The following is a 26,383-nucleotide window of genomic DNA, read 5'->3' as shown; positions in this document are numbered from 1 at the left end:
TATTAGTCAAACCTTTAATTAATAAATCAAAGATAGGGATGATTTTTTGGCAATAAACTTTTACGATTGAAAAAAAATTGTAGATTTGCGTATACACTAATGTTTAAAGCTAAATCATAAAATGAAAATTGTTGTTCAATTAGTTCTGTGGGTAGTTATAGGATTTTTAGGATACTTGGTATTCAATTCTGTTAATGGTCCTGTAAAGTTCAATAAAATAAAAGAAGTACGATATGCCAAGGCTGTTGAAAATTTAAGAGATATCCGTAAAGCGCAACTAGCGTATAGATCGGTAACTGGAAGATTTACAAAAGACCCGGTTAAATTAATTTCATTTATTGACACTGCCAAGTTTACATTAACTCAAAGAAGAGATTCCAGTTTTATAAGATTTAATAAAATACTTAAAATTGATGAACCAAGAGATACTGTAGTTATCGATACTCTAGGATACGCTTCTGTAAAGGATTCTTTATTTAAGACAGGAAGCCATAAAAACATGATGAAGGTACCGATTGAAGGAGTAGAAGCTAATTATGAACTAGATGCTGGGTATATTAATAAAAACGACCTTAGAATTCCTGTGTTTGAAGCAAAGGTTGCTAAAGATGTTTTATTGCATGATCTTGATAAAGATCTTTTATTTCAAGAAAAGGAAGTACAGTCGGTTGATGGAGTAAATGGAGCATTCCTTTCTGTAGGATCAATGACTGAAGTAATGACTTCTGGTAACTGGCCTAGAACTTATGGTGCAAACGATCAGTAATACTATTGATAATACATCAAAAAAATTGTCCATTCAGGTAAGCTTGAATGGACTTTCTTTTTGTACTGTAGACACTAATAACCAAGTAACAGCAATTGAGCAAGAGAATTTTGGTATACGATTAACACCAGAACAAGTCCTGGATAAAATCAAATACACTTTTGATCGTAATGAAAATCTAAAAGAATCGTTTACTACGATAGAGGTAATTCATCAAAATGACTTATATACTATTGTACCAAAACCATTATTTAACGAGACTCTATTAAAAGATTACTTAAAATTTAATGTCAAGGTTCTCGATAATGATTTTATTACATACGACGAACTCGATCAACATGATTTAGTTACCGTATACATACCATACACTAATATAAATAATTTTTTCTTCGATACTTTTGGCTCATTTACATATAAACACACAAATACTATACTTATAAACACATTACTTACAAAAGAAAAAAACAGTGAATCTATTACCGTTTTTGTAAACATGAACAGTATTGTGTTTGATCTAATTGTAATCAACAAAGGGCATTTAATATTAAGCAATACATTTAATTACGAAACCAAAGAAGATTTTTTATATTATTTAATGTACACTACAGAACAATTAAATCTCAATCCAGAAGAGTTTAAATTGGTATTTCTTGGTGATATCACCAAGAATAGTGATTTTCATAATATCGCGTATAAGTATATTCGTAATGTTGGTTTTGGAAATCGATCTCAAGAATCAAAGTTTGCTTCAAATATTATGCGAGTTGAGCCTCATCAACATTTTGTATTACTAAGTCATTTTTAATTATGAGAATTATTTCAGGAAAATATAAAGGCAAAAGACTCACTGCTCCTAAAAAATTACCCGTTCGACCCACTACAGATATGGCTAAAGAAGGGCTATTTAACATCTTAAGAAATCATTATAATTTTTCTCAGGTCTCAGTTTTAGATCTTTTTGCCGGAACAGGAAATATTAGTTATGAATTTATATCCAGAGGAACAGAAAACATAACCGCAGTGGACTCTCATTATGCTTGTTTAGGCTACATAAAAAGTATTGCTAAGGAACTTGATTCTAATATTGAAACTGTAAAAAGTGATGTTTATAGTTACTTAGAAAAAGTAAAACAAAGCGTGGATATTATATTTGCTGATCCCCCATATGATTTTACTACCGATCAATTTACTAAAATTGCAGCACTAGTCTTCGAAAACAATCTACTAAACGAAAATGGTATCTTAATTATTGAACATTCTAAACATACCTCTCTAGAAGAATCTCCATACTTCGGCAATTCAAGAAAATATGGCGGATCTATTTTTAGTTTTTTCGAAAAATAACAAATACAATTATATAAGACACTCTTGCCCCATTACTGATGCTCGAATTGATAATTCATCGATATTTGTGAGGTTACTTAATGAATTGATTTGATGAGAAGCGTTATCAATTATTTCTTCATAAAAAACAAGGACTTTTTTATCAAAACCAGGAGTTTCTTCTGCAGTGATTTTGAATATATTCATCTGATAAATAAAAGTATTTAAAATATGATGACTTGATGAAAGCATTGCCTTATAAATATTAAGTTTTGCATTTTCCATTTTTATTTCTTTACTTTTTCGAGCAGTATCAATAAAAAGAAATATAAAAAATACAACTATGGGGATTATTATTTCGTCAAATTCAAATTGCTCTAAACTTGCTAATAAAGCAACAAATTTTTCAAACAAATCTAATTCTAAAATAATACATCCAATATAAATAAACATAGATACTACAAATCCAATGAATGTTAACTTATAATTATTCATGATTTTAAAGATTAGGGTAAAACCAATGGCTTAAAAAAGGAGGTAAAAATATAGTTTAACTATATATAAAATTTAGATTAGGTATTATTCATTACCGAAGTTCGAATAGAAAACTCATCGATAGTGGTCAAATTACTAAGAGAATTAATTTGATGCGAAGTATTACTCACTATATCTTCATAATACGCTAATGTTTGTGCGTCAAAACCTGGAGTATCTTCTGCAGTAAGCTTAAAAATATCCATCTGATAAATAAAATTATTCAAGATGTGATGACTGGATTTAAGCATAGCCTTATAGATATTTACTTTAGTATTTTCTACTAAAGTTTCTTTATTGCGTCTAATCATATCCAAATAAATAAACACAAAAAATATGATCAGCGGAATTATCATCTTATCAAATTCATATTGCTCCAAACTTTTCAAAAGAGTAACGAATTTTTCAAACAAATCTAGTTCTAAAACAATAGATGTTACATAAATAAAAACAGAAAACACCAATCCTATAAGCGTTAGTTTATACTTGTTCATTGGTTTCTAAGTTAGGGGTTAGGAAGTGACAATTTGAGAGGTTTACTAGGTTTACGATTCAACAATTAACAAGAAAAAATTGTATTTACGTTGAGAGTTAGGTCGATTAAATATAACTAAAAAAAGACTCGACTCTAAAAATTACAAGTATTTTAACATTAATATAATACTGAAAAACCAGAAAAAAGTAAAGTGAAAGATATCAACTAAGCAACTTCTTTTCCTCGTGAAGCTTCAAAAACCTCAAACCATTCTTCATCAGTAATCTTAATATCTAGAGCATGTACAGCAGACTCTATCCTATTAATCTTTGTAGAACCAATTACAGGAAGAATACCAGAAGGATGTTTAAGTACCCATGATATTAAAATTTGATCAGGCTTTGCATTGTACTTCCTAGACAATCTATCCACTATTTTATTTATTCTCATTATTTGGTCTTCGGGAGTTTTAGAAAAAAACTTACCTCCCGCTAATACAGAATAAGCCATAGGACTGATTCTCTTATACATACATTCATCAAGAGTACCATCCAAAAAAGGATCGAGATGTAATGGAGAAACCTCTATCTGATTAGTTACTAATGGTACAAACTGATTTAACATTGCAAACTGCTCTTTTGTAAAATTAGAAACTCCAAAATGTAACACTTTACCATCTTCTTTAAGAGTATTAAAAGCATCTACTATCTCAAACGGATCCATCAGAGGGCTTGGTCTGTGAATTAAAAGAAGATCAATATAATCTGTTCTTAGGTTTATTAATGATTTCTCTACAGAATCAATAATATATTCTTTTCTTGTATTATACGATTTAATGGTATTATCAGGACGATTAGGAGTAACCAGTTTTATTCCGCATTTTGTGATTAACTGCATTCTACTGCGAAGCGATGAATTACTTTTAAGGACGCTACCAAATAATTCTTCTGTTGTATAATGTCCGTAAATATCAGCATGATCAAAGGTAGAAACACCAATTGATAAACAGTCTTCTACTAGTTTACAAACCTCTTCTTTATTTAAATTAGCTCCCCATTCTCCCCAATTCATGCATCCTGCAACTATTCGAGAAAACACAGGGCCTTCTTCAGAAATCTTAACACTCATCTTTTTTACTTTTGAAAATCCTAATTCGTTTATATACCCTCTAATCAATAATCTATAGCCTCATAGATAATCCTTTGTATCTCTGAACGAATATCGTTTGATATCAACTTTCTATTTGCTGCATTGGGATATGTCCTATTACTTAAAAAAACATATATTATTTCTTCTTCGGGATCAGCCCATGTAAATGTTCCGGTAAAGCCACTATGTCCAAAACTAGACATAGATATACATCCACAAGTAGGTCCAACATCTCCCAACTGTGGTTTATCAAAGCCCACACCTCTACGTACATTCTTATGACAATAATGACAGGTATTAAATTCTTCCAAGGTTTGTTCTCCAAAATATTGCTTACCTCCATAATACCCCTTATTAAGATACATCTGCATTATTTTTGTAACATCATTAGCGTTTGTGAATAACCCGGCATGCCCTCCTACACCACCAAGCATTGCTGCTCCCTGATCATGAACATACCCATGGACAACTTCTCCCCTAAAAATCCTATCATTTTCTGTAGGTACAATTTTTTTCTTTTTAAACTTTGTTAATGGCAAGTACGTAGTATTACTAGCTCCCAAAGGCTTATAAAAATGCTGTTGAGTTAGTTTATTCAGTGAATTTCCATAATGACTTTCTATATATTCCTGTAATAGATAAAATGGTAAATCACTATACTTATACCTTAATCTATCCCTAAGCTCACTATCTCTAATCTTTAGAATCAAAGAATCCTTCATATCGCTACGAAAATATAGGTTATTAGTCACCTGTATATTAAACTCTTTAGATCGAGTAGTTCTATAGTATTTTTTATCAGGTTTCTTAGTAACAGAATCCATAGTATGCACATAAAATGGTATCCATGCTTTTAATTTAGCATAATGAGAAAGCATAGATCTAATTGTGATATGCTCCTTATTAGAATCTTTAAAAGCAGGAAGCAGTTTTCCTACTTTTGAATCTAAAGAAATTATTCCTTTATCTTTTAATTCTATTGTAAGAGGCAGAGTCGCTAATATCTTTGTAAGTGATGCTACATCATAAACATCTGACCCTTTTACTTTCCTAAATTTATCATAGGTATGGTATCCATAATTTTTATTAAATATCACCTTACCTTTTCTTGCAACAACAAGTTGTACACCTGGTGTCATTTTTTCTTGTAGCGCAAAATCAACTATAGAATCTATTCTGGCAAGTTTATAAGAGTTCATCCCAACGCTCTCTGGCAACCCATATGATAATCTCTTTAACAATCTTGTTTCAAGTCCTGTTCCCACAGGAAAATCAGGACCTATACCTACCGGTAGTTTTCCTTTAGCTTCTAATGCCCCAAACAGTAATTGTGCTGCTTTTTCTTGAGCTACAGTACTATTTTGATACGCCATCAATACACCTTCTAAATTTGTTGTTGTTAACATATCTAACATAGCATAAGGCCTTGCAAACACATTAAGAACAGTTGTATTAAGTCGAGCAATCTCATACAACCACACTAATTCTTTATCTTTAAATTTATAGGCTGCCCAGGGAGATGCATTAGACTTGTGAAAACCAACAATTACATAGTTGTAATTACTTAATTGATCTATCATTTCTCCTAATTGATTTGCTTTTACCCAATCAACTTTTGCATATTTTTGTAATTCTTCATAAAATGGTTCTCCAGAATCATCACCCAAAGACACATATGCTATTTTCTTTAAATCTAGATTTTTTATAGGCAGTGTAGCTCTTTCATTCTTAAGTATCGTTAATGAATTTTCAACTAACTCATGATGAAGTGTTTTGTTCTTCACACTATTTAATTCTTCATGTAAAAAACCCAAACTTACCGGTGTATATGAATTTAAACCAGCTTTATATTTAGCTAACAAAATCTTTCTAACAGAATATGATAATCGTTCTTCTGTTATTGCTCCAGCGTAATATGCAGAAACTATTTTTTGTGACGCTAACGGAACATCTTCTGACATCAATAAGACATCGTTTCCAGCTAAAAAAGCTGCCAAATCAATTTCTCCAGGGCTTTTAAAATCAGAAGCTCCTTTCATATTAAGAGCATCTGTAAAAATTAAACCTTCAAATTTTAAACTATCTTTTAACAATGTTGAAACAACTTTCTTTGAGATTGAAGAAGGATAATTATACCTGGACTCTAAACTGGGAATATTAAGATGTGCTACCATTGCACCCGACAACCCTTCTTTAATAAGTTGTTTATATGGATACAACTCAATGCTATCAATTCTCTTAGCATCAAAACTAATTGTAGGTAATGTTTTATGTGAATCTGTGTCGGTATCACCATGACCCGGAAAATGTTTTGCATTTGCCATGATGCCTTCTCGTTGCATACCTTTCATAAACGCTAAAGCTTTCTGAGCAACTATTTCTTTATTTTCACCAAAAGAGCGATTACCGATTATTGGATTTTTTGGATTAGTATTAATATCTACTACAGGAGCAAAATTCATATGAATCCCTAGTCGTTTACAATGTCTTCCTATCTGTCTTCCTGTTTCTTCAATAAGATCATCATCCTGAATTGCGCCAAGTGTCATATTCCAGGGAAAAGCTTGAGTAGAATCCAATCGCATTCCTAAACCCCATTCTGCATCAATTCCAATCAACAAAGGAACCTTAGATATATCTTGATATTCATTGTTAAGCCTGGCCTGTCGTCCAGGGCCGCCTTTAGAAAAGATAACTCCTCCTATAGTATACTCCTCTATAAGCTGTTTTATCTTATCTGTTTCTTTTTTAGAATCAGAAGAAGACACATTAACCATAAACAATTGTCCAACTTTCTCTTTAAGGGTCATCCTATTATAAATACTATCCACCCATCGTTTCTGAGTCTCATAGTCTTCTACTAGCAAAGGATTTTCTAATTGAGGATAAACACTAAAAGTGGCAAGAAAAATTATGAAAGGAATAAACTTTTTAACAATATGCCGCACAAAAATTTTAATTTAAAAAACGATTATGCCAACTATCTTTTGCAGGTACTTCCCAATTGGTACGATATTCGGCAATATTAGTAACCAGATTATTAAAAACGATAGTATTTGGTGATACTGATCTATTTTTAGCCATTTTCTTAAAATCAGTAAGAGATTTATATGCAACAAATTCTCCTTGTTTAAAAGAGACGTTCATTTTATCCATTAAATCTACATCATAGGCACGTTCTAATTCTAAAATAAAATGAACCGATGCATCAATAGAACACCCTGTAGCAGCATTCATCCCTTGATCTAACCCAATAGTTATGAAACGTTTATATTTGATTTCATAACCCGCTTTTAGATCAGCACCATGCGCTGTCCATTGTGTTAGAAATTCTTTTAATTTTTTCTCGACTTCTTTTTGTTCTTCCTGAGTGAATGACCGATTTGCTTGATAAATCCATACTCTAGATGCCTCAGGAAGGTCATTAAATTCTACCAACATTAGCTATTTTTTACTAAAGTAATAAAAACTATTACTATATACTGTTATAAAAAAGAGTTAATATGAAAAACATATTAACTCTAAGAAAATTGTGTACTAAAGAAAAAATTATAAATCCTGAGCGTTAGCAATAAGCTCTGCTACATCTAACACTTCTATACTTTCTTCTTTCTCTTTATTTTTTACTCCATCTGTCATCATTGTATTACAAAATGGACATCCGGCAGCAATAATATCAGGTTTTGTTTCTAAAGCATCCTCTGTTCGCTCGATATTTACGTCTTTATTCCCTGGTTCTGGCTCTTTAAACATCTGGGCACCACCAGCACCACAACATAATCCGTTCTTCTTACAACGCTTCATTTCTATTAATTCAACCTCAAGTTTTCTAAGTAAATCTCTTGGCGCTTCATATACATTATTTGCCCTACCCAGATAGCAAGGATCATGAAATGTAATTCGCTTACCTTTAAACTTACCTCCTTCTACTTTTAGTCTACCTTCATCTAACAAGGATTTAAGAAATTGCGTATGATGCATTACTTCATACTCTCCTCCAAGTACTGGATATTCATTTTTCAATGTATTAAAACAATGAGGACAGGCTGTCACTACTTTTTTGATTTCATAAGCATTCATTACTTCAATATTAGTAACTGCTTGCATTTGAAATAAAAATTCATTCCCAGCTCTTTTTGCTGGATCTCCTGTACAACTCTCCTCGGTACCTAATACAGCAAAGTCAACATTTGCATTATGAAGTAGTTTCACAAAAGCTTTAGTTATCTTTTTGGCTCTATCATCAAAACTACCAGCACAACCGACCCAAAATAGAACTTCTGGTTGTTTACCCTCTGCCATATATTCTGCCATCGTAGGCACCTTAATTGTTTCACTCATATTATAATTTTTAAAGTTCAAAGGTTCTTTCTTTTAAAAAAGTAAAACCAAAAAACTCATATTTTAATCGTGTTTTCCATCGTCAAAAACTTCGATAGTCACTACTCTTTCTACCAACTCGGTAAATTTACCGGTATATCTTGTAGCTTTTACTAAGTGATTATCGATCCAGTGATAATTACCCCCTCTTGGTTTACCCATTAAAAGGCTATGATATTTAAATCCATGGGTTTTTAACCATGTTTCTGTTACTTCTCTATGATCTTCGGTTCTTGAAGTAAAAAAACAAATAATATGTCCTTCATCAAACCACTTGTTTAACGTAACTAACGCATCAGGAAATGGTTCACATGTAACCATTCGTTCTGGTTCTTCATTAGGTACATCTTCGGTAATAGTTCCATCGATATCAATAAGATAATTCTTAATACCTTCTGGTAAGACAGGACTTATATGTTCCCCTTCTTCTACTTTGTCATGCAATAATTTCTCTACTTCTTCCTTCTTCATAATTTCTATTAATCTATGGTTTAATCGGTTAAAAAATGGTTAAAAATTTAATTTACTATTATTTTAATTATTCGTCACTCCAATTGAGTCTATCCATCTGGTTAAATGGCCATGGAGCTCCGTTATTTTCTATATTAGACATCATATTATTCAAATCAGATGGGGCAGCACTCTCTTCCATTACTAAGTAACGTCTCATATCAATAATAATTGACAATGGACTTATACTTACAGGACAAGCTTCTACACATGCATTACAACTTGTACATGCCCATAACTCTTCTGGAGTGATATAATCATTTAGCAATTGTTTACCATCATCTACAAAACTGCCATTCTTATCTATATTATCTCCTACTTCCTTTAGACGGTCTCTGGTATCCATCATGATTTTTCGTGGAGATAATTTTTTACCTGTTTGATTCGCAGGACATTCACTGGTACAACGACCACACTCTGTACAGGTATATGCATTAAGTAATTGTGCCCAATTAAGATCTACAACATCTGAAGCACCAAACTTTTCTGGTTCTCCTTCGGTTTGATCATCTGCAGGAGCCGCAAAAGGATCAGCGCTAGGATCCATCATTAATTTCACTTCGTTAGTAACTGCTTCTAGGTTATCTAACTCTCCTTTAGGTTTCAAATCTCCATAATATGTATTAGGAAATGCTAGTAAAATATGCAGGTGCTTTGAAAAATATAAATAATTCAGAAATACTAATATTCCCAAAATATGTAGCCACCACGCTCCTCTTTCAATACCAATTAATGAAGCTTCTGACATCCCATTAAAAAGTGGTGATATATATTGACTAATAGGATACGCTCCAGCTTTTATATAATGTTCGGCTCCCAAAGCCTGTAATTGAAGATCTGATGCATTCATTACCAAAAACAGAGTCATCAGAACCATCTCGAAATACAAAATTAGATTTCCGTCATTCTTAGGCCATCCTTTCATTTCTGGATTCCAAAATCGTTTTATTTTGATAACATTTCGGCGTACCCAAAATATTACAACCCCAATAAAAACAAGAAATGCCAGAATCTCAAAAGAAGCTATTAAGAAATCATACAACCCTCCTAGAAAGGCAAAGATTCTATGTGTCCCAAAAAGACCATCAATAATAATCTCTAAAACCTCTATATTAATTATAATAAACCCTAAATACACCACAATGTGCAATATCCCAGAAATAGGACGTCGTACCATTTTGGACTGTCCAAGCGCAATCATTGCCATATTTTTAAATCGTTCGCTCTTATTATCTGATCGGTCCACATCTTTCCCGAGTCTTATATTACGAATGACTTTACGAATATTTTTTGTAAAATATCCTACGCCTGCAATCAAGATAAGTGCAAATAGAATATTAGGTATATAATGCATCATTTTTAATGTATTGAGTCTGTTGGTGTTTCGTATGGGGTATTTTTCTTTCCAAAAACTGAAATGTGAACATATCGTTTTGGATTTAATCGTAAATCCTGTAACAACAATTCTAACTGTTTACTTGTTTTTTCAAGATTACTATACAATTTGTCGTCTTTCAACAATTTACCTGCAGTTCCTTTACCTGCATTTAAATCTTTAGAAATCTTTTCAAAATTAGCTAATACAGCTTCTAACTCTCTTCCCAATTTAGCGACATTAATTTGAGCTAAAGAATCTGACACTTTATTAAGATTAGTGGACATTTTATCCAAATTAGATAATGTATTATTTAATTTACCTTCATTACCTGATAAAATAGTATTTAACGAACCTGAAGCGCTTTTAAAATTTTTAACCGTTATACTTAAATCCTTAAAAATCGAATTTAGATTATTTTTATTGTCTACATTAAGAATCCCATTAACAGAAGTAAGAAGAGTATCTGCATCTGTTATAGCAGCTTCAAGTTTTTCTTGCAATGGAGCAAGTTTATCATTCACTAATTCGAGTAAACCTGATTCTATTTTACCTGGTAGTGTATCTTTATCTTTTGCATCTAACCCTTGTTCATAAACCGGAATAATAGCCAGAGATTTCCCTCCGATTAATCCTCCACCATATACTTTAGCCAAGCTATTCTTAGAAAAAGTAAAATCACTATCCACATTAAACTCTACAACAAGATTACCTTTTGCATCTGCAAATTTAATGGATACAACTTGTCCAACTACCAATCCATTTATAGTTACGGGTGAAGATGGTATTAATCCTTCTACATTTTCATATACGGCATAAAACGTTCTGTCATCTTCCAGGAGATTTTTTCCTTTCAGGAAACTATAACCAAAAATTAAAAGTGCTATAGCACAAATCGCTAATATTCCTGTTTTGACTTCTCGAGTAAATTTCAAAATAGATTATATTTTAGGACACAAATTTAGGATAAAAAATGTATTAATATTGATAATTCTTTAATGAATTATCAGTATTTATTTAGATTAATTCGAAGATGTGTTAGCTTTTAGTGCTTCTGTCAAAGGAATCAATTCACTATTACGAAAGGCAACAATAAAACTAGAATCGAATCCTTTACCTACAGCTATATCCTTTAATTCTTGTATTAAAGTATAATTAGAAGTACTTCCAAAATAATATTTGTATAAATCTCCAGCTTTAATTTTTGATAGTTGATCTAAGCCATTAAAATTAAAAGGTTGTAATTCTATTTCACTTGATCCAGCTGCAATTTGTACTTTGAATGTGATATCTTCAAACACACGATCTCCTTCCATTTTTGCGGTAGTATTAGTCACTTCAGGAGTTTCAGGCTCTGATACTTTATAAATTGCATCAAGGCTTTCTTTATAATCTACAATAGAAGTTATTATAGATTTTGCCATTTCGGCTTGCCCTTTTTTAGAATTAAGATATTTTCCTTCACTATTATTGGTAAGAAAACCAAGTTCTATAAGAACACTAGGCATATATGTTTGATGTAGTACTACAAAACCAGCTTGTTTTACCCCTCTACTTTTTCTACTTAATGTTTTTTTGAACCTATTTTGCACAAAACTAGCTAAAGTCAGGCTCTGATCCAGATACTCTTCCTGCATTAGCGTTAATCCTATAATTGATTCTGGAGAATTGGGATCAAAACCATCATAATTAGCTTCATAATTATCTTCTAAAAGAATAACTGAGTTTTCATTTTTGGCTACATTAAAATTCTCATCATTTGCATGCAAACCAAGCACAAAAGTCTCAGTTCCATACGCTTGAGAACGGTGAGAATTACAATGCACAGACACAAATAAATCTGCACCAGCTTTATTTGCTATACTTCCCCGTTCATGTAACTCTATAAAATCATCTGTTTTACGTGTATATACAACTTTGAACCTATCATCTTTTTCTAAAGTTGCTCCAACAGCCAAAACAACCTTTAAAGCAATTTCTTTTTCTTTATATCCGTTTCCTCTGTTACCTGGGTCATGTCCTCCATGTCCAGCATCCAGAACCACTATAAATTTGTCATTTTCTTGAGAAATTATAGTAGCATTAAATGCAGATACTATAAAAATTAATAAAAAAACACTGTGTATTATACTTCGTTTCATCAATTACAAATAATTTTACTACTAATTTTGAAACATTCCCATTATGTTTCAGTATTTAATATAACAAGTTAAAAATCTAAAGATTGTGTCTAATAAAATAAACTTATATCTTCTATGTTTATATAACTTAGAAGACATGCTTTTGACATAATTTTTTATTTTTTTATGAATTACAATCTAAGCATAAAAAATATATGTAATTTTGGCACTTCAAAAACTAAGCCATAGTTATACAAAAATAGGATTTAAACCATTGCAAACAAAGGTACGTCATATACTTTATTCACTAAGTTTTTCACTGTTTTGTATTTGTCAAACTGCTGCACAAGAAACAAACAAGACTAAAGAGGTACCTATTCCTGTAAAGGAAGATACCTTAAGAAAGACAGGGGAGAATATTAAAATTACTCCAGAAGAATTACTTGGTGAGAAAGCTCAGGATACTGTTAAAAACGATTCTCTTAATCAGGAACCACAACTTTTAACTGATAAAGTTGTCTACAAATCAACTGATTATATGCAATTGAGTCGAAAGGAGAACAAGATGTATCTTTATAACGAAGCAGAAGTTCTTTATGGGGACATGCAAATTAACGCTGGATTTATTGTTGTTGATAATAACAAAAATGAGGTTTATGCATACGGAATCAAAGATTCTTTAGGAGAATATACTCAAACTCCTATTTTTAAACAAGCGCAAAATGTTGTAGAACCAGATTCTATTAGGTTTAATTTTGATACTGAAAAAGCGCTTATATATAATTCAAAGACAGAACAAAATGGGTTTAAGATCAAAAATGAGATCTCAAAACGAGAAAATGATTCTGTTATTTATATGAAAAATGTAAAATTTACTACTTCTGAAAACATTGAAGACCCAGAGTATTATTTTTACGCTCGTAGAATCAAATTTGTACCAAAGAAGAAAATTGTAACCGGACTAGTCAATATGTTTATTGCAGATGTCCCTACTCCTTTGGGATTACCTTTTGGATATTTTCCTTTAACTGAAGATAGAACTTCAGGATTTATTATTCCGAGTCCCGGAGAAGAGAATAACCGTGGGTATTTCCTTCAGAACGGGGGATATTATTTTGCATTAAGTGATTATGCAGATCTCACCTTACTTGGTGATTATTATACCAATGGCAGCTATACTTTTGCTGTAGAGTCTTCTTATGCATTACGGTATAAGTTTAGAGGTAACTTAAGATTTAGGTATGAAAATAACCTTACCAGCGAACGAGGATTTCCTGATTTTGCAAAAACCACTACTTATAATATTCAATGGTCTCATAGTCGAGATGCAAAAGCGAATCCTAGTTCGAGATTTACAGCTAATGTGAATTTTGGTAGTAGTGACTTTTTCCAACAGTCCACAAATCAATTAAACACTGGTAATTTCCTGAATAATCAATTGAGTTCAAACGTTTCTTATTCAAAAACTTTTCAAGGTGATCCGCAAGTTAATTTTACTGTTGCTGCAACCCATAATTCTAATACAAACACCGGTTTAGTTAATCTATCATTACCAAATGTTAATGGTAGTATATCTAGAGTATTTCCTTTTGCTCCAAAGGTCGGTGTAAAAAAAGGTATTATACATAACATTAATGCACAATATACTTTTACCGGTCAAAACACTGTTCAAACTACAGATGATGACCTATTTACTGCAGCTATGTTTAAAAGAGCCAGAGCTGGAATGCGTCATACGATTCCTATAAGCACTAACTTTAAGTTATTCAAATATTTAAGTGCCAGTGCAGGTACACAATTTCAAGAAAGTTGGGTTTTTGAAACGATAAAGCAGGATTTTGATCCAGAAGCAAACAATGGTGCAGGAGGAGTAGTACGAGACACCATTAAAGGTTTTGATTCTTTTCGTACTTATAATTTTTCTACAAGTATAGGAACAACCATCTATGGAACCTTCAACTTTAAAAAAGGAAAGAAAATCGAAGCGATTCGACATACAATGAGACCATCGATTAGTTATAGTATTAATCCTGCATTTGATGGTTCTTATGTACGTTTTGAGAACCCTGAACCAGATGATCCTGACACCGAAATTGATGAATCGGCATTTGAATATTCTAGATTTGAAGGAGGTTTTTTCTCACCCCCAAGTAATGTGTTTTCTAGCAGTATTGGCTTCACTTTAAGTAATAATCTCGAGATGAAGGTTAAAAGTAAGGATAGTACAGCTACAGAGTCTAAAAAAATTACTTTATTGAATAACCTTAACTTAAGTACTGCCTATAATATTGCTGGAGATTCTTTAAAACTTAGTCCATTATCTATCACAGGTAATATTCCTATTATTCAAAACAAGTTAGATATCAATTTTAATGCTCAACTCGACCCTTATGCATTAGATAATAATAATCGTAAGATTGATGTATGGAATATAGATAATGGTGGGAGTCTTTTTCGTTTAACCAGAGCTAGTGCTAATTTTGGATACTCCTTTACCAGTAAAGATTTTGAAAAAGGACAAGTAAACGAAGACCCTCTTGAGAATCAAAACTTCAGGAATGGAGGAAGACCTGATGACCTCTTTGGAGGGGTTACAGATTTTGGAGAAGCAAGGTCTTTTGATAGAGATAAAAGTAACAGAGATACAAATAAAGACGTAAAGGACTATAATTATAAAATTCCCTGGAACCTACGTTTATCTTACAATGTGAACTATAGTAATAGTGCCCGACAGAATGAAATTTCGTCTCATTCTATTATGTTCTCAGGAGATATAGAACTTGCACCGCGATGGTCTGTAGGTGCATCGTCTGGATATGATCTCAAAAATCCAGGGTTTACTTTTACCAATTTAAGATTTCAGAGGGATTTAGAAAGTTGGGTAATGAATTTTAATTGGATTCCTTTTAGTGAAAGAACATCTTGGAACTTCTTTATTGGAATTAAATCATCAGTATTAAGTGATATTAAATGGGATAAAAGAAGAGAGCCAGACAGGCAACTATAGATTTAAGAAATTTAAATTTATTAAGTTCTACAATTATCTCATGACATAGAATAGAAATAAATAGTATTAAAATTCCCTTCTCATGAAAAAAATAATAACTACATCAAAAGCACCAGCTCCAATAGGCCCTTATAATCAAGCTATTTTAACTGGTAACACATTATATACATCTGGCCAGATTGCTATTAATCCCGAAACAGGAGAATTGGTATTAGATGATATCAAAACAGAAGCAGAGCAGGTAATGCAGAATCTAAAAGCTATATTAGATGAAGTAAACATGACTTTTGAAAATGTGATAAAAACCACAATTTTCTTAAATGATATGAATAATTTTGCTGAAGTAAATGCAGTATACGGAAGTTATTTTAATGAAGATACTGCTCCAGCAAGAGAAACCGTAGCTGTTGCCGCTTTGCCTAAATTTGTCAATGTAGAGATTTCTGTAATTGCAGTACAATAGTTATATTTTTATATATCCATACTAAAAAAAACCAGAGTATAGCTATACTCTGGTTTTTTTAGTTTCTGAAAAGTAATAAAATTTAAATATTGCTTTCTATGAAAGTATTATTGAACAATTAATCATAAAATAACAAGTGTTATTATCCTACAAATGGGTTTAGTTCATTTGATTTCTGATCTGTAGTATAAAATCCAAATTTAAAACCAACCACCTCTGCATATATAAAACTTTGGACCGAGATATCATATGTTATTGGAGCATTTAATTCCTTCATAATATTAATCAGACGATACAATTTAGTCTTTGAAATCCCAAGTTTGGTTGCCAGATCATCAGGTGTCCCCGTAGCTTGCAAACGTATAAGTTGATCCATACGTTGTATAAGTTCTATTTGTTTAATGATAATATTCATAATAAATCCTACATATTAAAAGGATGAGATATTCTTATGTTCATTTTTTAGTGCAAGTATGGAAATGATTTACGTTTTTGATATCCTTTTATATCTTTCAAATGTAATAGTCTGAGTAAGGTAAATACAAGGGAAGTAAGTCGTATTTTATCAAATACGACTTACATAAAACAGAATAACTCTCTGATTATCAAAAAACAAAACAAACCTGTTTAAAAACATCTTTTATGACGGTATAAACCCAAAAAAGAGAGGAGAATTTAGCTCTCCTCTCTTTAACCAGCTTCATTTATTACTATCGATCAACTGATATTAAAACAACTAATCCTGATCTAAGAATGATTTTTTATTTTCTTTTTGAATAATGTTATTTGCTTATAACCAATATACAATAAGAGAAATAATTTACTTATTTCTAAAACAACATATATGATATGTTCTATATTTGAAGGTGATTTCCCTCCGTTAATCACTATTTCTGCATACGCATCAAGAATCGGTAATAAATAAAAAGATTGAATTATTATAATTATAAAAAGTACCAGCAATCCCAAAAATAGTTTTGAGTCTAACTTCTTAATCCTAACGATTTGTAGCGCAAAAAACAAACTGAAAAAAATTTCGACTTTATTAAGTGCTCCAAAAACTATTTTTCCAATATCTACCCCAATGGCAGTAGTAACAGAGGGAGCTTGAAATTTTAAGGGTGCCTCCATAAAGCTGATTGCTAATAAAAAGCCAACCCAAATAAATGTCAAAACAAAACTATAGTCATATATCTTTTTCATCTATTAATGATTTTTGAATTAGTTATCCCTAGGAAGCATACATTTTAGAGTTTCTTTAATAGTAAACCAACAAAAATACCCTATTCCTACAGAAAAAATTATATCGCCTATAATACGTAACCATTTTATTACCTGAAATGATGGTGAATATAACAACTCAGAACTTCTTGCATACCAATATCCTTCTTTAATTGAAGCCAATGTCTGCAAAATACCTTGTGGCAAAAGACTAAATACTACCATAGCAAGTAGGCCTATATTTAATGACCAAAATGAAATTTTTAAGACTTTATCATTCCATTTTGTCTTAGATATCATTCGCAAAGCAAAAAGTATTAATCCCATTCCTAACATCCCGTATACACCAAATAAGGCAGTATGTGCATGTACTGCAGTAGTATTTAGTCCTTGAATATAATACAATGCAATAGGAGGGTTTATCAGAAAACCAAATACTCCTGCTCCTAACATATTCCAGAATGAAACAGCGAGGAAAAAATATATTGGCCATTTATATTCTTTTACCCATTCTTTTACTTTTAACAAGTTCCAATTTTCCCAAATTTCATAACCAATCAAAGTAAGAGGTACAACTTCTAATGCACTAAATGTTGCTCCCAATGCAATTGCATGTACAGGAGTTCCTGAAAAATATAAATGATGTAATGTTCCAATAATACCACCCGAAAGAAATATAATCGCGGATAAAACAGTTACTCTACCTGCGGTTTTTTCTTTTATCAATTTCATCTTTGTAAACAAAAATGCTATAACTACTGTAGCGAAAACTTCAAAAAAACCTTCTACCCATAAATGAACCAACCACCATCTCCAATAATTTATCACAGATAAAGATGAATTTTCTCCATACATTAAACCTGAAAAGAAAAATGCACCAATAGCGATTACTGATATCAAAAACAAAATTAGCAAGTTACGTGTGTTGTCTCTACGTCGTATCCCTACAAGTATGTGTCTACCTACTAAAAACACCCAAAGTACCAGACCTACAGCTAACAATATTTGCCAAAACCTACCTAAATCCATGTATTCATACCCTTGATGACCAAAGAAAAAATTGGTAGTTAATTCTAAATATTGTTTAACTCCAAGCCACTCTCCTACCATAGACCCTAATACCACGATAAGAATTGCAATAAATAAAAAGTTTATTCCAAATTTCTGGAACTTTAACTCTTTATTACTAACTAATGGAGCAATAAACAGTCCGGTTGACAACCATGCCGCAGCTATCCAAAAAATTGCCAACTGTGTATGCCATGTTCTACTTATTGTATATGGAAGGTATTGAGATAGTTCGAATCCAAAAAATGCTTGACCTTCTACGCTATAATGAACTGTTATAATACCAAGAACTACCTGCAATACAATTAGAAAACTAATCACAAGAAAATATTTTAAAGTCGCCTTTTGAGAGGGAAACAACTTTATTCGAGCTAATGGGTTTGTATCAGGAATTTGATCACCATTCTCCTCATTATGACTACTACGAATATGATACCAAACCATGATCGATATAAATAGTAAGAGCAAAACAATTGAAAACCCGGACCATATCTGAGCATCCATAGTAATCGTATTATCTATTAATGGTTCATGAGGCCAATTAGAAGTGTATGTAATATCATCTCCTATTCTGTTCGTAGATGCAGCCCATGAAGCCCAAAACAAAAATGCATTAAGATCATCCAACTTAGATTCATCTGTCAACATTTCTTTTGGTATCGCATATTCTTCATGCCCATTTGAAAAAATATCTTTATAATGAGCCGAATTTGAAAGAATAGCTTCTTTTCTATCCAACGTGATCGTGATATTATTCGTTATAGAGTCATATGTATTTGTTTTAATCTGACTTATCAATCTTCCTTTTAATAGCCCTTTATCTTCCAAAGAAAGATTATCATAATCTTTTCCGTAAGGAATAGACCATTTATCTAAAAGAAATACAGCTTCTTTGTGAATCCAATCTGCCGACCAATCGGGAGCAACATAACTTCCATGTCCCCAAATAGAACCAACTTCCATCCCTCCTATAGATTCCCAAACATTCTGTCCTCTTTGTATATTTTTTTTCGTAAACAAAACCTCATCTGTACCTTCTATCATTACTTTTTCTGGTATTGGAGGTTTTTCTTGATATATCTTAACTCCCACCCAAAGTAATGCTGCAAAAGAGAGCACTACAATTGTGATAAATCCTATCCATATTTTTTTCATTATTCTAGTTTTTGTTTTTATAAATTTTAGAAACAAAACTACTATCGGTAACTGCTTTGATTTTATGATTCAAATCATGTTGAATAAATGTGTGAAACAATTAATCCCTTCCGATTATTTCTATCTGTATTTTATGAATATACTTATCTAAAGGAATTTGACAAGCCAATCTGCTATCTGGGTAATACTCCAATTGATCTTTTAATATTTTTTGCTCTAATTCACTAGAAAACTGAACAGAATTCATTGATGACTTGATTCGTATATGACAAGTGCCACATAACCCTTTACCTTTGCAATCACCAATATCATCAAATAACTCATTGACTAATAACTCTAATAGAGATGGATATTCAAATCTTCTAAAATTTAAAATATGACTATCCCCAATAGAATCTACCACTGATATAAAATACATACTACCATATTTAACAGCATGCAAACTACAACACTAAGTATATTTTGATTTATGATTCAACTCATAAAACAAAAAGAACAATGTTTATACTTTTGAATTGGATAAATAAAATATATAGATATGCATTTGACTTCATTACTTAAAGACGTAACCTACGGAGAGAAAAAACCTATACTTACAAAATTAATAGAAAACGACGCTACCAAAGAAATTAGAATTGTTTTCAAAAAAGGACAAGAAATGAAAGAGCATAAAACTAAATTTCCCATAACCGTAGAGGTTTTTGAAGGCGAAATAGGTTTTGGTGCCAATAATATTACTTATGTACTTAAAAGGGGTGATATTATATCTCTTGATCCCAACGTAAGTCACAATCTTATAGCTGCAGAAAATAGTATTATCAGGCTATCTCTTTCTATGAAGGACACGGTTGAAAGAGTGCAAAAAGTAAATTTATAAAATCTAAAGGCCTTTTAAAAGCAATTCTGCAGTAGCTGGATTGGTAGCAAGGGGAACATCATAAACGTCACAAAGTCTCATTAACATAAAAATATCAGGTTCATGTGGGTGTTTTGCAAGAGGATCTCTAAAAAAGATAACCATATCCACTTTCTTCTCTGCTACTCCTGCAGCTATTTGAGCATCTCCTCCTAATGGACCTGATAACAATGCTTCTACATCAAATCCCGCTCTTTTAGCTTTTTCTCCTGTAGTTCCTGTAGAGATCAGTTTTATGTTCTTAGAATGGAGAATCTCTTGATGTTCATTTAGAAATTGAACCATTTCTGCTTTTTTCCCATCATGAGCAATTATAGCTATAGTCATATGTGTTTTTTAATATGTAACTTCTCTTTATAAGTTTTACAGTAGATTCCTAGGTAGAAAGAATATCTGAAATACGAAGTAATTCTTTGTTAATTTCATGAACTTCTTTTAGACCTTTATCAAAACTCGATGCTACAATCTGGTTATTTAATATTCCAACCATTACATTTTTCTCTCCATCCAAAAGCAGCTCCACAGCTTTTACACAAAGTCTGCTGGCTAAAGTTCTATCAAAACATGTAGGAGATCCTCCTCGTTGCATATGTCCTAAAACTGTAACCTTCACTTCATAGTCTGGTAAGTTTTCGGTTACATAATCTGCTAATTCATATACATTTTTACCTATTTTATCTCCTTCACTAACCACAACAATACTAGAAGATTTCCCAGAACGCTTACTACGTTTCAATGATTCTAATAATCGATCAAGACCTAAATCTTCCTCTGGAATTAAAATCTCTTCTGCCCCAGCTCCTACTCCTGTATTTAAGGCAATAAATCCTGCATCTCTTCCCATTACTTCAATAAAAAAAAGCCTATCATGAGAACTTGCAGTATCTCTAATTTTATCTATAGCTCCTATTACGGTATTTAACGCCGTATCATAACCGATAGTAAAATTTGTTCCTGCAATATCATTATCAATCGTACCGGGCACACCTATAACAGGAATATCAAATTCTTTGCTAAAAATCTCTCCTCCTTTAAAAGTACCGTCGCCACCAATTAAAACCATAGCATCCACTCCTGCTTCCTTAAGATGATTAGCGGCCTTTTGTCTACCTTCTGGAGTTCTAAACTCCTTGGATCTTGCAGATTTAAGTATAGTACCTCCTCTACTAATAATATTACGCACACTTCGTGCATTCATTATACAATAGTCCCCCTCGATCATACCTTGATACCCTCTATAAAATCCTATACATTTTACATTATAATATGCACATGCCCTAGCTACAGCACGTATTGCAGCATTCATTCCCGGAGCATCTCCTCCAGAGGTCATTACACCAATTGTTCTAATCTCTTTGGCCATTTATATCGTTGTTTAGTTGGTCATTGATGTTTTAAACATGCAAAATAATAATATCTATGCAATAGAATCATTACTCTTGATTATTTATTCTTTTCTGTAAAGTTAATAAAATTGGGAGTTTCAATTTTAACTGTATCCTTAGGTTTAATTATAGAATCTGTAGCTTTTTTGTTTTTAAAAATCTTTTTCCAAAGTTCATTAAAATTATCAAAATCTACAGAATAAGACAATCCAACTCCTTGTTCATACACTTGATTTCCTGCTCCTATGAATTGAATATCATTTTCTCTATTAAAAATCTTTCCTCGTAAAGACCCATCTTCATTAAACAAATATTCTATCTCTACATCTCCAACAACATTGGACTCATTCACTCCTCCTATCGGGACACCTACACGTCCATTAATTAAAATTCTATTACTTATTTGTGTAGAAAGTGTTAAACCAAATTGATCTGCATTTTCCTGATCTAATGTACGAACACCTTGCACATAATTTAAACCAACTTGAAATTTATCATCCTCATCAGAAAAAATCCCATTAAAAAGACTAGATGCACGTTCTGCCACCAAACCTCCTGTAATAGCATTGGCATCAATAGTACCATTATAAAATTGTCCAGATGAAACTAATGATAGTGCTTGTAATTCCTTATTAGACTGGTCACTTAATTTATAATCTAATTCACTTTTTATCACAGAACTTAGGTTAGGAAATTCTATGTTAAAATTAACATTAGGTTGAGTCAATTCTCCCTGAAGGTCAACCACAACCTCTACTGGTGTTTTACGATTTATAGAAGAGTTTTCTAGTAATATAGCTGGATTTGCTTCTGTTTTATATACAGCGCTAAGGTCTAAAACTGCTCTTGTAGGACTACCATCCCAGTTAATAGTACCTCCATCACGAACTGTAAATAATTTTTCTACAAATGCTCCATATCTAAAATTATATGTCCCTTGATACGCAACAAAATCACCCCACATATTAAACTTTCCATTAGTATTAATTTCGATAAGTAATGTTCCTGCTCCTCTTCCTTTTAATGAACTCCCTGTTTCTTTATCGACAACTATCTCTACCTCTGCTTTATCATTAACATCCAATTCAAAATTAAGTTCTAATCCTTTAACATCATCTAATACAATTTCTTTTCCTTCTAATCTGGCTCTTTTCTCTTCTGGACTTAAAAAATGAATATAGGTATTATCACCTATTGATTCTGAATCGTTTAACGGTATTTTAAAAACAGTCCCTTCTTCTGTAGTAGCATTAACATCAATAACTAATTCAGTAGTAGCTCCTTTAATAGTAGCTTCTCCACTAATGAAGCCCGTTCCATAATACAAAGACTCTTCATCCTCTTCTGTATCCAGAACAAGTAATCTTTCATTTGCCAATAACTCTAAACCAAGCATCCATTTTGAAAAGCGGCGATGTTCTATATATCCTCCAAGAATTCCTTTTGTTTTATATTTTGTATCTGTAATATTAACAGCATCGAAGTTAAAACGCTGTTTTTCTAACATAACTCTTGAGCCATTATCTAAATCAAGATCTACATTTAGATATGGTATGGTAAGTCCCGCCTCTTCCAAATATAGCATACCATCAATAGAAGGGTTTTTATAATTTCCAGAAACTTTGGTATTACCTGACACAAACCCTCTTATATTTGATAAGGCTACACCTCCTAAAGCACTAAATTCTGAAATATCAAATTGATCCAATTCAAGATCGACATCTATAAATGGATTGGTTTTTGAAACATTGATTCCTCCTAAAGCGGATAATGTTTTTATATTTTCATTATTTATTAATCTTGTATTGATATTATATTCTGTAAGGTCATCGTTTCCTGCTACATTAAGTCTAAGCTCACCCAATGGTGTTTCATTTATCCCTAAATCTTTAACAGTAATGGTTGTACTGGGAAAATAATTACCATTTTCCTGAAGAACAGATAAATTCCCGTCTACTCTACCAGAAAAACTTAAGCTATCAATTCTAGGTGTTATTTTATTGAGGTCTACATTCTCGAAAGTTGCTTTTAAATCTTTATAATCTTTGCCTTTTGTAATTCCATTAATCTTAATTTCTTCATCTTCATAATTCAATACAATAGATCGTATATCTATATTTTTAAAATCATTATCAAAAATAATTTTATTGTTGCTTTTGCTTTTTTTCTTATTTGCATACCAAGTAAACCCTTTATAAGTGAAATCAGATTTCCTAAACCCTAATACCGAGTTATTATCCTCATTAATAGTATGATAAAACTCTAAATTAAAATTATCTTTATTATTCTTCCCTCCTTTAAATTCTGAGTGCATAAATAAAGTATCTTTCAGCGTTACATTAATCAAACTAAACTCAGAAACATCATAATATTTGGAGTCAATACTATCTATAGCAATATATGTATTGAATAAAGGGTTTTTATTATCTACCTGAATATCGACATCTTCCATATAGTTATCAAAGGCTCTTATCGATGGGGATTTAAACGTAAGTTTAAAATCAGATTCATTACTCTCTACTTTTCCTTTGATAATTGTATTGGGAGCAAACTGAATCTCTGGAAAAAAGACATCAACTATCTTATTATACACCTTAAAATTGAATTCCATGAATTCATCATCAGTAATTTCTGTAGCCTCAAAATTGGTATATAAACTTCCAATAGAATTTCTAAACAAATCATAAACATTTTCAAATCTAAAAACCCCTTTTACAGTTCCTTCGACTATATCCGGACTATTAATTTTAATTGTACGAACATTTTTATCATCAAAACTCGATGTAATATCAAAATCTTCAAAATAGTAACTAGCATCCTCATTTGTATATAAAGTTTTTTCGAAAGAAATAGTTCCAAAAGCATCGTTAATACCTGTTCCTTTCATATTCATATATACATCTCCATTAAAAATGGAAGTGCTATCTCGGGTAAATAAATTTAATTTATTAAGATCCACATGATCTACATAAGCTTTAAAATCATAGTTATGTATCTCTTCTGATAAATCAGCTACTCCATTAAAACTAAATCTGATATTAGGATCATTTGCATTAAGGTTACCATCAAATACATGTTCTCTAAGATTTCCTATAGCTTTCAAACCTGTATAAGTGTATCCATTAATTTCCAGCCTACTAATATCTCCTTCAATTTTAGTGTTTAAGCTCTCTAAAGTAAAACCACTTCCATCTACATGAATATCAAAAGCAGATGTTCCTACAGATTTAACACCTAATAATTGCCCAACATTAAAATTATTTGAAATTACATTTCCGTTATATGTAGCATTTTTCAAGTCATCCAGTTTTTCGAGTAAAACAAAAGCATTAATCTTTCCTAATTGCGAATATAGATCCATATCTACATCCAAAACTTTTTTAGTCACTATTGCATTACCTGTTGCTTTTACACTACCAAATTGATACAATTGTCTTGGTAATGAATTTCCTAGAACACGAGGTAATAAATTAACCAGATCATAATAATTGCTTGTTAAATCTTCAAAGTCTCCATTTAACTCAAACTTTGATGCATCACCAACGGCATTCTGAATTCTCATATCTCCTTTAACTATGGATCTATCTAATCCAGAAATATCAGCATGAATCACTCTAAAATCATTTAGCACTCCTCTTACAGATGTATTTTTTAATCTAAACATCTGATTTCTTCCAAACTCTTTATAGAAAGGAATAAGGTCATTTGTAGAAACTTTTGCTTTATCAAAATTTGCATTGATATTTACTTTATTTTCAAAATCATCTAAACCACCAACATCATAAGAAAATAAAATCTCTCCTTCTATCTTAGAATCATTCGTCTCTATAACAAGTTCTTGAAAATGCATTTCTTCTGGCTTAATAGAGAAACATGTCTGTAACTTAGAAATATGCAAACCTCTCTCATCGTTAAATGACAGTGCGTCTATATTTACATACACATCAGGTCCATCAACAATCAAACTCTCTGCATCGAGAACAATATCATAGTAATTAATAACATTAGGTTTTTTTAAATTTTCATTGGTAAATTTATATTTTCCTTGAGTTAAGTATATATTTTCTGTCGTTAAGACAAACCTTTCTTTGGAAGAAGTTTTCTTTTTGGTATTAAACTTTCTCACAAATATCATAAGGTTATCACTACTTTCTCCTTTATAAATTTTCATATTAAAGATCAAATCTTCAATTTCAACTTTTCCTAATTTTGGTTTACCTTTTGTAATTTCCCCAATATTAAGAATAGAAGTTTTAATACTATTAGCATACAAAAGTGTATCCTGGTGATGATCTTTTATTAAAATTTCCTGAAGGTTTACAGCACCTGCATAAGTTAATCCAATTCGATTAATAACAATATCTACTCCGTATTTTTCATTCAAATTATTCGTTACCTTTTTACCCACAAAAGTTTGAACAGCAGGAATAGAAAATAGGACCACTAAAAATGCAAATAGCGATAAAAGGACAAGAAATGTCCTCAATAATATTTTCCTAAATTTCCTGATACGTTTTATTGTTTTAACTTTGTTGA

Annotated in this window: 23 protein-coding genes; 6 read left to right on the top strand and 17 right to left on the bottom strand. The window is 31.6% G+C overall.

Translation table 11 applies throughout. The features are described from left to right. The first annotated feature begins 121 nt into the window (after positions 1-121). The 3 genes from DK442_RS23460 to DK442_RS23450 are packed head-to-tail and all read left to right on the top strand — an operon-like array spanning position 122 to position 2,110. Positions 122-766, top strand: a complete 645-nt coding sequence (locus DK442_RS23460; protein ID WP_109438355.1) for a hypothetical protein — start codon at positions 122-124, stop codon at positions 764-766. Further along, complete coding sequence (locus tag DK442_RS23455) at positions 747-1,571, top strand: DUF3822 family protein (protein ID WP_109438354.1); 825 nt, start codon at positions 747-749, stop codon at positions 1,569-1,571. Before DK442_RS23460 ends, DK442_RS23455 begins: the two co-directional genes overlap by 20 nt. A gap of 2 nt (positions 1,572-1,573) precedes the next feature. After that, complete coding sequence (locus DK442_RS23450) at positions 1,574-2,110, top strand: RsmD family RNA methyltransferase (protein WP_109438353.1); 537 nt, start codon at positions 1,574-1,576, stop codon at positions 2,108-2,110. Positions 2,111-2,119: 9 nt separating this feature from the next. On the opposite strand, the gene DK442_RS23445 is transcribed toward DK442_RS23450, so the two are convergent. From DK442_RS23445 to DK442_RS23400, 10 genes are all read right to left on the bottom strand, one after another. Beyond that, positions 2,120-2,584, bottom strand: coding sequence for a hypothetical protein (locus DK442_RS23445; protein ID WP_109438352.1), 465 nt, complete (start codon positions 2,582-2,584; stop codon positions 2,120-2,122). 77 nt (positions 2,585-2,661) lie between these two features. Next, entirely contained in the window at positions 2,662-3,117 is a 456-nt protein-coding gene (locus DK442_RS23440) for a hypothetical protein (RefSeq protein ID WP_109438351.1), read from the bottom strand. Between the two features lie 206 nt (positions 3,118-3,323). Beyond that, positions 3,324-4,226, bottom strand: coding sequence for an aldo/keto reductase family oxidoreductase (locus DK442_RS23435; protein ID WP_109438396.1), 903 nt, complete (start codon positions 4,224-4,226; stop codon positions 3,324-3,326). Positions 4,227-4,270: 44 nt separating this feature from the next. Beyond that, a complete protein-coding gene (locus tag DK442_RS23430; RefSeq protein ID WP_370444679.1) occupies positions 4,271-7,195 on the bottom strand; it encodes a glycoside hydrolase family 3 N-terminal domain-containing protein in 2,925 nt (974 codons plus the stop codon). Between the two features lie 7 nt (positions 7,196-7,202). Next, positions 7,203-7,688 (bottom strand): ABC transporter ATPase, encoded by a 486-nt coding sequence (locus DK442_RS23425; RefSeq protein WP_109438350.1) that lies wholly within the window; start codon positions 7,686-7,688, stop codon positions 7,203-7,205. Between the two features lie 108 nt (positions 7,689-7,796). Beyond that, positions 7,797-8,588 (bottom strand): (Fe-S)-binding protein, encoded by a 792-nt coding sequence (locus DK442_RS23420; RefSeq protein ID WP_109438349.1) that lies wholly within the window; start codon positions 8,586-8,588, stop codon positions 7,797-7,799. Between the two features lie 63 nt (positions 8,589-8,651). Further along, on the bottom strand, positions 8,652-9,098 hold the full coding sequence (locus tag DK442_RS23415; protein ID WP_109438348.1) for a phosphoheptose isomerase: 447 nt from the start codon (positions 9,096-9,098) through the stop codon (positions 8,652-8,654). 67 nt (positions 9,099-9,165) lie between these two features. Then, positions 9,166-10,491 (bottom strand): (Fe-S)-binding protein, encoded by a 1,326-nt coding sequence (locus tag DK442_RS23410; protein ID WP_109438394.1) that lies wholly within the window; start codon positions 10,489-10,491, stop codon positions 9,166-9,168. Positions 10,492-10,496: 5 nt separating this feature from the next. Then, positions 10,497-11,447 carry an MlaD family protein gene (locus tag DK442_RS23405; RefSeq protein WP_109438347.1) on the bottom strand — a complete coding sequence of 317 codons (951 nt, stop codon included), beginning with the start codon at positions 11,445-11,447 and terminating at the stop codon, positions 10,497-10,499. 87 nt (positions 11,448-11,534) lie between these two features. Continuing rightward, positions 11,535-12,653 carry an N-acetylmuramoyl-L-alanine amidase gene (locus tag DK442_RS23400; protein ID WP_109438346.1) on the bottom strand — a complete coding sequence of 373 codons (1,119 nt, stop codon included), beginning with the start codon at positions 12,651-12,653 and terminating at the stop codon, positions 11,535-11,537. 202 nt (positions 12,654-12,855) lie between these two features. On the opposite strand from DK442_RS23400, the gene DK442_RS23395 reads away from it, so the two are divergent. Then, the gene (locus DK442_RS23395) at positions 12,856-15,639 is read left to right on the top strand and encodes a putative LPS assembly protein LptD (protein ID WP_109438345.1); all 2,784 of its coding nucleotides are present in this window, start codon (positions 12,856-12,858) and stop codon (positions 15,637-15,639) included. Positions 15,640-15,721: 82 nt separating this feature from the next. After that, entirely contained in the window at positions 15,722-16,102 is a 381-nt protein-coding gene (locus DK442_RS23390) for a RidA family protein (protein ID WP_109438344.1), read from the top strand. 142 nt (positions 16,103-16,244) lie between these two features. Here the strand turns inward: DK442_RS23390 and DK442_RS23385 are convergent, their stop codons facing one another. From DK442_RS23385 to DK442_RS23370, 4 genes are all read right to left on the bottom strand, one after another. Beyond that, positions 16,245-16,517 carry a DNA-binding protein gene (locus DK442_RS23385; protein WP_109438343.1) on the bottom strand — a complete coding sequence of 91 codons (273 nt, stop codon included), beginning with the start codon at positions 16,515-16,517 and terminating at the stop codon, positions 16,245-16,247. A 332-nt stretch (positions 16,518-16,849) separates the two neighbouring features. Then, positions 16,850-17,305: a hypothetical protein gene (locus tag DK442_RS23380; protein WP_160114321.1), complete on the bottom strand. Its 456-nt coding sequence runs from the start codon at positions 17,303-17,305 to the stop codon at positions 16,850-16,852. A gap of 18 nt (positions 17,306-17,323) precedes the next feature. Continuing rightward, entirely contained in the window at positions 17,324-19,546 is a 2,223-nt protein-coding gene (locus tag DK442_RS23375) for a nitric-oxide reductase large subunit (RefSeq protein ID WP_109438341.1), read from the bottom strand. 100 nt (positions 19,547-19,646) lie between these two features. Beyond that, positions 19,647-19,964, bottom strand: coding sequence for a 2Fe-2S iron-sulfur cluster-binding protein (locus tag DK442_RS23370; protein WP_109438340.1), 318 nt, complete (start codon positions 19,962-19,964; stop codon positions 19,647-19,649). Positions 19,965-20,084: 120 nt separating this feature from the next. Here DK442_RS23370 and DK442_RS23365 point away from each other — a divergent pair, with 120 nt between their 5' ends. Beyond that, positions 20,085-20,423, top strand: coding sequence for a cupin domain-containing protein (locus tag DK442_RS23365; protein ID WP_109438339.1), 339 nt, complete (start codon positions 20,085-20,087; stop codon positions 20,421-20,423). 3 nt (positions 20,424-20,426) lie between these two features. Here DK442_RS23365 and DK442_RS23360 read toward each other — a convergent pair whose 3' ends face one another. From DK442_RS23360 to DK442_RS23350, 3 genes are all read right to left on the bottom strand, one after another. Beyond that, on the bottom strand, positions 20,427-20,789 hold the full coding sequence (locus tag DK442_RS23360) for a methylglyoxal synthase (protein ID WP_109438338.1): 363 nt from the start codon (positions 20,787-20,789) through the stop codon (positions 20,427-20,429). A 49-nt stretch (positions 20,790-20,838) separates the two neighbouring features. After that, complete coding sequence (pfkA, locus tag DK442_RS23355; RefSeq protein ID WP_109438337.1) at positions 20,839-21,825, bottom strand: 6-phosphofructokinase; 987 nt, start codon at positions 21,823-21,825, stop codon at positions 20,839-20,841. Positions 21,826-21,905: 80 nt separating this feature from the next. Further along, positions 21,906-26,333 (bottom strand): translocation/assembly module TamB domain-containing protein, encoded by a 4,428-nt coding sequence (locus DK442_RS23350; protein ID WP_235011021.1) that lies wholly within the window; start codon positions 26,331-26,333, stop codon positions 21,906-21,908. Positions 26,334-26,383 lie beyond the last annotated feature (50 nt).

The organism is Aquimarina sp. AU119 (assembly GCF_900312735.1).
In the GTDB taxonomy this organism is placed as follows: domain Bacteria; phylum Bacteroidota; class Bacteroidia; order Flavobacteriales; family Flavobacteriaceae; genus Aquimarina; species Aquimarina algiphila.
Note: the sequence above shows the minus strand (reverse complement) of the source record. Positions and strands in the feature narration are given on the sequence as shown.

Bases quoted from the DNA above. Each gene is read 5' to 3' on its own strand.
- DK442_RS23445 (WP_109438352.1), bottom strand. From the start codon at position 2,584: ATGAATAATTATAAGTTAACATTCATTGGATTTGTAGTATCTATGTTT.
- DK442_RS23435 (WP_109438396.1), bottom strand. From the start codon at position 4,226: ATGAGTGTTAAGATTTCTGAAGAAGGCCCTGTGTTTTCTCGAATAGTT.
- DK442_RS23385 (WP_109438343.1), bottom strand. From the start codon at position 16,517: ATGAATATTATCATTAAACAAATAGAACTTATACAACGTATGGATCAA.
- DK442_RS23460 (WP_109438355.1), top strand. From the start codon at position 122: ATGAAAATTGTTGTTCAATTAGTTCTGTGGGTAGTTATAGGATTTTTA.
- DK442_RS23375 (WP_109438341.1), bottom strand. From the start codon at position 19,546: ATGAAAAAAATATGGATAGGATTTATCACAATTGTAGTGCTCTCTTTT.
- DK442_RS23360 (WP_109438338.1), bottom strand. From the start codon at position 20,789: ATGACTATAGCTATAATTGCTCATGATGGGAAAAAAGCAGAAATGGTT.
- pfkA (WP_109438337.1), bottom strand. From the start codon at position 21,825: ATGGCCAAAGAGATTAGAACAATTGGTGTAATGACCTCTGGAGGAGAT.
- DK442_RS23455 (WP_109438354.1), top strand. From the start codon at position 747: ATGGTGCAAACGATCAGTAATACTATTGATAATACATCAAAAAAATTG.
- DK442_RS23425 (WP_109438350.1), bottom strand. From the start codon at position 7,688: ATGTTGGTAGAATTTAATGACCTTCCTGAGGCATCTAGAGTATGGATT.
- DK442_RS23410 (WP_109438394.1), bottom strand. From the start codon at position 10,491: ATGCATTATATACCTAATATTCTATTTGCACTTATCTTGATTGCAGGC.
- DK442_RS23450 (WP_109438353.1), top strand. From the start codon at position 1,574: ATGAGAATTATTTCAGGAAAATATAAAGGCAAAAGACTCACTGCTCCT.
- DK442_RS23400 (WP_109438346.1), bottom strand. From the start codon at position 12,653: ATGAAACGAAGTATAATACACAGTGTTTTTTTATTAATTTTTATAGTA.
- DK442_RS23365 (WP_109438339.1), top strand. From the start codon at position 20,085: ATGCATTTGACTTCATTACTTAAAGACGTAACCTACGGAGAGAAAAAA.
- DK442_RS23390 (WP_109438344.1), top strand. From the start codon at position 15,722: ATGAAAAAAATAATAACTACATCAAAAGCACCAGCTCCAATAGGCCCT.
- DK442_RS23370 (WP_109438340.1), bottom strand. From the start codon at position 19,964: ATGTATTTTATATCAGTGGTAGATTCTATTGGGGATAGTCATATTTTA.
- DK442_RS23420 (WP_109438349.1), bottom strand. From the start codon at position 8,588: ATGAGTGAAACAATTAAGGTGCCTACGATGGCAGAATATATGGCAGAG.
- DK442_RS23380 (WP_160114321.1), bottom strand. From the start codon at position 17,305: ATGAAAAAGATATATGACTATAGTTTTGTTTTGACATTTATTTGGGTT.
- DK442_RS23415 (WP_109438348.1), bottom strand. From the start codon at position 9,098: ATGAAGAAGGAAGAAGTAGAGAAATTATTGCATGACAAAGTAGAAGAA.
- DK442_RS23440 (WP_109438351.1), bottom strand. From the start codon at position 3,117: ATGAACAAGTATAAACTAACGCTTATAGGATTGGTGTTTTCTGTTTTT.